Consider the following 6,372-nt stretch of genomic DNA (forward strand, 5'->3'; position numbering starts at 1 on the left):
AGGCGAGTGGCACCGCCGCCCGCAGACGCCGGCCGCGCCCACCCGCGGCGTCCCACGGCCTCCCCGGGCGGTCTCGGGGGCACCCCGTCCGGTGCCCGCGGCGCCCCGGCGCCCGGTCGGCGGGGGTGACGGCGAGGGGTGCGGTTCCGGGCGGAACGGTGGGCAACCTGTGGATGGGATGGGGACAACCGGGGGCGCGTTGTGAGGGCTCTGGGGGCGCGTTGTGGGTTGCCGAAACCGTGTTTCGGAACGCGCTCCGGGATGCCACGATGGGGTGGTGCGCCCGCCGCTGAGGGCCCCGGTGCCCCCGGTTCCACGCTGAGCAGGGGCATCCCACAAGGCGGGATCACGACCTGGGAATTCCAGGGATGTAAGACCAAAATGTTGTGGTCAGTTGACCTTCTCGCCACTAGGGGTAGTGTTGGGAAGCGTTGCAGCACCGATGAATGCCATCCATGCGATTCGGCGCACGACCACCGACAGACACACGGCCGTCCCTGGCCCGGGCTGAAAATCCCGGACAGGAAGGCCACCACCAGAAGAGTCCCCTCGCCCCGCCCGGGCGCCGTGCCGAAAGAGGTCCAGACACACATGGTCACCGTCTACACCAAGCCCGCGTGCGTCCAGTGCAACGCCACCTACAAGGCGCTCGACAAGCAGGGCATCGAGTACCAGGTCGTCGACATCTCGGTGGACGACGAGGCCCGCGAGTACGTGATGGCCCTCGGGCACCTCCAGGCGCCCGTCGTGGTGGCCGGTTCCGACCACTGGTCCGGCTTCCGCCCGGACCGCATCAAGGCCCTCGCCTCCGTGGCGGCCTGACGGCCCGAGGACACCAGCACCTTTCGAGTTCCTGTGACAAGGGGGCGTCGATGGCGGCTCCGCTGCCGGCCGATCAGCCGGTGAGGATCGTCTACTTCTCCAACATCTCGGAGTACACCAAGCGGTTCGTCGACAAGCTCGGTCTCCCGGCGGTGCGGATACCCGTGCGGAAGACCGAGCCCATGCCGGTCGTGTCGGACCCATATGTTCTGATCGTCCCGACCTACGGGGGAAGCCTCGAGATCACGGGTAAGAGCGGGGCCGCGGTCCCGCGGCAGGTGGTCGCGTTCCTCAACAACGCGCACAACAGAAGTCTGTGCCGGGGAGTCATCGCCGGCGGCAACACCAACTTCGGAGCGGACTTCGGTCGCTCCGGCGACGTGATCGCCAAGAAGCTGGGGGTCCCGTACCTCTACCGCTTCGAGTTGATGGGCACACACGAGGACGTCATCCGCGTCCGAGAGGGATTGGAAGAGTTTTGGCAGCACCAACCGTGAACCCTGAGAGCACCACCGCGGGAGAGGCGGGGGAGGGCCAGCGTCTGGACTACCACGCGCTCAATGCCATGCTCAACCTCTACGACGCGGACGGGAACATCCAGTTCGACAAGGACCGTCAGGCGGCGCGGGAGTACTTCCTCCAGCACGTCAACCAGAACACGGTCTTCTTCCACAACCTCGACGAGAAGCTCGACTACCTCGTCGAGAAGGACTACTACGAGCGCGAGGTCCTGGACCAGTACACGCGCAACTTCGTGCGCGAGCTGTTCGACCACGCCTACGCCAAGAAGTTCCGCTTCCCGACCTTCCTGGGCGCGTTCAAGTACTACACGTCGTACACGCTCAAGACCTTCGACGGGAAGCGCTACCTCGAGCGCTACGAGGACCGCGTCTGCATGGTGGCGCTCACCCTCGCCGCCGGCGACGAGACCCTCGCCCGGCAGCTGGTCGACGAGATCATCGAAGGCCGCTTCCAGCCGGCCACCCCGACGTTCCTCAACTCGGGCAAGAAGCAGCGCGGCGAGCCCGTGTCCTGCTTCCTCCTGCGCATCGAGGACAACATGGAGTCCATCGGCCGCAGCATCAACTCCGCCCTGCAGCTGTCCAAGCGCGGCGGTGGCGTGGCGCTCCTGCTGTCCAACCTGCGTGAGCACGGCGCCCCGATCAAGCACATCGAGAACCAGTCCTCGGGCGTCATCCCCGTGATGAAGCTGCTGGAGGACTCCTTCTCCTACGCCAACCAGCTCGGCGCGCGCCAGGGCGCGGGTGCGGTCTACCTGCACGCGCACCACCCGGACATCTACAAGTTCCTCGACACCAAGCGGGAGAACGCGGACGAGAAGATCCGCATCAAGACCCTCTCGCTGGGCGTCGTCATCCCGGACATCACGTTCGAGCTCGCCAAGCGCAACGACGACATGTACCTGTTCTCGCCGTACGACGTCGAGCGGATCTACGGCAAGCCCTTCGCGGACGTCGACATCTCGGCGAACTACCACGAGATGGTCGAGGACAGCCGGATCAAGAAGACCAAGATCAACGCCCGGCACTTCTTCCAGACCGTCGCCGAGCTGCAGTTCGAGTCCGGCTACCCGTACATCATGTACGAGGACACCGTGAACCGGGCCAACCCGATCGCCGGCAAGATCACGCACTCCAACCTGTGCTCGGAGATCCTCCAGGTCTCCACCGCGTCGGAGTTCAACGAGGACCTCACCTACTCGCACGTGGGTAAGGACATCTCCTGCAACCTCGGCTCGCTCAACATCGCCAAGGCCATGGACTCGCCCGACTTCGGCCGGACCATCGAGACCGCCATCCGTGGCCTGACCGCGGTGTCCGACCAGACGCACATCAACTCGGTGCCGTCCATCGAGCGCGGCAACTCCGAGTCGCACGCGATCGGCCTGGGGCAGATGAACCTGCACGGCTACCTCGCGCGCGAGCGGATCCACTACGGATCCGAGGAGGGCATCGACTTCACGAACATCTACTTCTACACCGTGCTCTACCACGCCCTCAGGTCCTCCAACCTGATCGCGCGTGAGCGTGGAACCTGGTTCGCCGGTTTCCCGGAGTCCAAGTACGCCTCCGGCGAGTTCTTCGACAAGTACACCGACCAGACGTGGGAGCCGGCCACCGACCGCGTGCGCCAGCTCTTCGCCGAGGCGGAGGTCGCCATCCCCACCCAGGAGGACTGGCGCGCGCTCAAGGCGGACGTGCAGAAGTACGGCATCTACAACCAGAACCTGCAGGCCGTCCCGCCCACCGGGTCGATCAGCTACATCAACAACTCCACGTCGTCGATCCACCCCGTGGCCTCGAAGATCGAGATCCGCAAGGAGGGCAAGATCGGGCGCGTCTACTACCCGGCGCCCTACCTGACCAACGACAACCTGGACTATTACCAGGACGCGTACGAGATCGGCTACGAGAAGATCATCGACACCTACGCGGCGGCCACCCAGCACGTCGACCAGGGGTTGTCGCTGACGCTGTTCTTCAAGGACACCGCCACCACCCGCGAGGTCAACCGCGCGCAGATCTACGCGTGGCGCAAGGGCATCAAGACCCTGTACTACATCCGGGTCCGTCAGCTCGCGCTCGAGGGCACCGAGGTCGAGGGCTGCGTCTCGTGCATGCTCTGACCACCCGGGCCCGGCCCCGCGCCAGAATCCACACCTGCTTCCAGGAGGAGAACCGATGACCGCCGAGCTGCACGCTCCGGGTTCGCACAGCCCCGCCGCCGGCATCCAGCCGAAGCTCGTCGACCGCGTGTCGGCGATCAACTGGAACCGTGTCCCCGACGAGGTCGACGACCAGGTGTGGGGCCGACTCACCACCAACTTCTGGCTTCCGGAGAAGGTGCCGGTCTCCAACGACATCCCGTCGTGGCAGACCCTGACCGAGTACGAGCAGACGATGACCGCCCGCGTCTTCACGGGACTCACGCTGCTGGACACGATCCAGGGAACCGTGGGCGCGGTGAGCATGATCCCCGACGCCTCGACCCCGCACGAGGAGGCGGTGCTCACCAACATCGCGTTCATGGAGTCCGTGCACGCGAAGAGCTACTCGACGATCTTCTCCACCCTGTGCTCGACCCCGCAGATCGACGAGGCGTTCCGCTGGGCGGAGGAGAACCCCTACCTCCAGCGCAAGGCGAAGATCATCCTCGGCTACTACGCCGGTGATAACCCGCTCAAGCGCAAGATCGCCTCGGTGATGCTCGAGTCGTTCATGTTCTACTCGGGCTTCTACCTGCCCATGCGGTGGTCCTCGCGCGCCAAGCTCACCAACACCGCCGACGTCATCCGGCTCATCATCCGGGACGAGGCCGTGCACGGCTACTACATCGGGTACAAGTACCAGCGCGGTCTCGAGCACGTCACCCAGGCGGAGCGGGACGAACTCAAGGACTACACGTTCGAGTTGCTCTTCGAGCTGTACGACAACGAGGCCGACTACACCGAGGACCTCTACGACCCGGTGGGCTGGACCGAGGACGTCAAGAAGTTCCTGCGCTACAACGCCAACAAGGCGCTGATGAACATGGGCTACGAGGGGATGTTCCCAAAGGACGAGACCGACGTCGACCCGGCCATCCTGTCCGCGCTGAGCCCCAACGCCGACGAGAACCACGACTTCTTCTCCGGCTCCGGCAGCTCCTATGTCATGGGCAAGGCCGAGGCCACCGAGGACGAGGACTGGGACTTCTGACCCAGCCGCCCGAGAACGCCGCGGAGCCCCTGCGACCGATCGCGGTCGCAGGGGCTCCGTCGTTGTCCGGGGGCCGGGCTCGCGACTAGCCGTCGGGGGCGATCCCGTTGATCGATCCCCGGATGTCCTCCAGCACCGCGCGGGCGGCGACCGGACCGGCGCCCTCCCACACGGCACGGTCCACCACGAACACCCGGTTGGCGCCCACGGCGTCCAACTCCATCCACCGGTCCGAGGCGAAGACCTCCCGCGCCGCCTCCTCGGAACCGGGGCGACCGCCGACCACGGCGAAGATGACGTCTCCGTCGAGTTCGTCACCGAGTGGGGGCGACTCGGGAAGCGGCGGCACGCGCTCGCCGTCCCGGGTGCGTTGCGCCGGCGGGCGCCCGGCGCCCACCGCCTCCAACATGAGCGAGCCGAGCGTGTCGGCGTCCTGCACCCGCGCCCCGGCACCCGAGCCGTCGGCGACCGAGACCAGGGACACCCAGGAGTCCGACGGCGTGGTCGCCCCGGCCGTGAATCGCGCCCGGTCGATGACGTCCAGTAACAGGTCGCCGCCCGCCCGCGGTCGGCCGTAGGCGTCGGCGACGGACTCGGTCGCGTCGGCCCACTCGAGGACGTCTGCGGAGTAGACGACGATCGGCGCCACGTCGGCGAGCGCGTCGACGACCGCGGGATCGAGATCCTGTGACCCCGCCAGCACGATGAGGTCGGGCGTGAGGTCGCGCGCGGCGTCGGCGACCGCGCCGGCGTCCGCGCCTCCGCCGAGGTCGATGGTCGGGAGAGCCACGAGGGGAGCGGGTAGGTAGACGTCGGCGTCGCGGGGCAACCCGGCGGTGCCGACGACGAGGTCCTGCAGACCCAGAGCGCAGGCGGTGTCCACCGCACCCACCCCGAGGGCGAGGATGCGCTCGGGCGACCGCGGCACCGCCACGCTGTCCGGGCCCGGCCCGGCGCTGTCGACCCTGCGGGTGCCCGCGCCGGGGAATTCCGTGGGCACCGGTGCGGGTGCGCACGAGTCCTCGGGCTCGGCAGAGCGCTGGAGCTCCTCACCGGCCATCCGTGACGGCGTCGTCGTCACGGGGTGCTCGACCATGTCGACGGGGGAGGGGCCACACGCCGCGAGGGCGAGACCGGCCGCCAGCGGCACCGCGGCCCGGGCGGCACGCCGCGCATACCCCCGCCCGGGGCGCCGGCGGAGGACGGGAACGGAAGCGGTCATGGGACAACAGCCTAGGAGATGGGCCCGCGGGGACCGCTCCCACCGAGGTGGACACGCGTCCCGCGAGCGCTCCGAGCACCCCGGCCCGCGCTGCGGTTAACGGGGGTGACCACTGGTGACGAGAAGGACGGGGCGGGTGGGCGTCGCTCTCAGCCGAGGGTTAGGATTGCTCTCACGCACTATTCCTATGCGTTCGACGTGGGGTCGGTGGTTCGACCCGCGACGTCGGGTGAGGCGTTCAGGAGGACCCTTATGACCGCAGTGGCCCCCAAGCCGGTCCACGAACTCGACCACCCACCGGGTGAACCCACGGGTAACGCCCGGCCGGGCTCGTTCGTGTGGAAGATGTTGACGACGACCGATCACAAGATGCTCGGCATCATGTACATCGTCAGCTGCTTCATCTTCTTCTTCATCGGCGGCCTCATGGCCCTGCTCATCCGGGCGGAGCTGTTCTTCCCCGGCATGCAGTTCCTGTCGAACGAGCAGTACAACCAGCTGTTCACCATGCACGGCACGGTGATGCTCCTGCTCTACGGCACCCCGATCGTCGTCGGTTTCGCGAACTACATCATGCCGCTGCAGATCGGCGCGCCGGACGTGGCGTTC

At 67.2% G+C, this 6,372-nt stretch carries 6 protein-coding genes; 5 read left to right on the top strand and 1 reads right to left on the bottom strand.

Annotated elements, in window-relative coordinates; genetic code table 11:
- Positions 1–591 precede the first annotated feature (591 nt).
- From nrdH to nrdF, 4 genes are all read left to right on the top strand, one after another.
- Entirely contained in the window at positions 592–822 is a 231-nt protein-coding gene (nrdH, locus tag G6030_RS06510; protein ID WP_007627786.1) for a glutaredoxin-like protein NrdH, read from the top strand.
- 50 nt (positions 823–872) lie between these two features.
- A complete protein-coding gene (gene nrdI, locus G6030_RS06515) occupies positions 873–1,319 on the top strand; it encodes a class Ib ribonucleoside-diphosphate reductase assembly flavoprotein NrdI (protein WP_007627785.1) in 447 nt (148 codons plus the stop codon).
- A 68-nt stretch (positions 1,320–1,387) separates the two neighbouring features.
- Positions 1,388–3,469 (top strand): class 1b ribonucleoside-diphosphate reductase subunit alpha, encoded by a 2,082-nt coding sequence (gene nrdE / locus G6030_RS06520; RefSeq protein WP_007627784.1) that lies wholly within the window; start codon positions 1,388–1,390, stop codon positions 3,467–3,469.
- A gap of 55 nt (positions 3,470–3,524) precedes the next feature.
- Positions 3,525–4,541, top strand: a complete 1,017-nt coding sequence (gene nrdF / locus G6030_RS06525; protein WP_007627783.1) for a class 1b ribonucleoside-diphosphate reductase subunit beta — start codon at positions 3,525–3,527, stop codon at positions 4,539–4,541.
- Positions 4,542–4,626: 85 nt separating this feature from the next.
- Here the strand turns inward: nrdF and G6030_RS06530 are convergent, their stop codons facing one another.
- Positions 4,627–5,763, bottom strand: a complete 1,137-nt coding sequence (locus G6030_RS06530; protein WP_223210146.1) for an ABC transporter substrate-binding protein — start codon at positions 5,761–5,763, stop codon at positions 4,627–4,629.
- A gap of 252 nt (positions 5,764–6,015) precedes the next feature.
- On the opposite strand from G6030_RS06530, the gene G6030_RS06535 reads away from it, so the two are divergent.
- A partial coding sequence (locus G6030_RS06535) for a cbb3-type cytochrome c oxidase subunit I (RefSeq protein ID WP_182642578.1) occupies positions 6,016–6,372 on the top strand: 357 nt, incomplete at its 3' end.

This window comes from Dietzia sp. E1 (assembly GCF_014145015.1).
In the GTDB taxonomy this organism is placed as follows: Bacteria; Actinomycetota; Actinomycetes; order Mycobacteriales; family Mycobacteriaceae; genus Dietzia; species Dietzia cinnamea_A.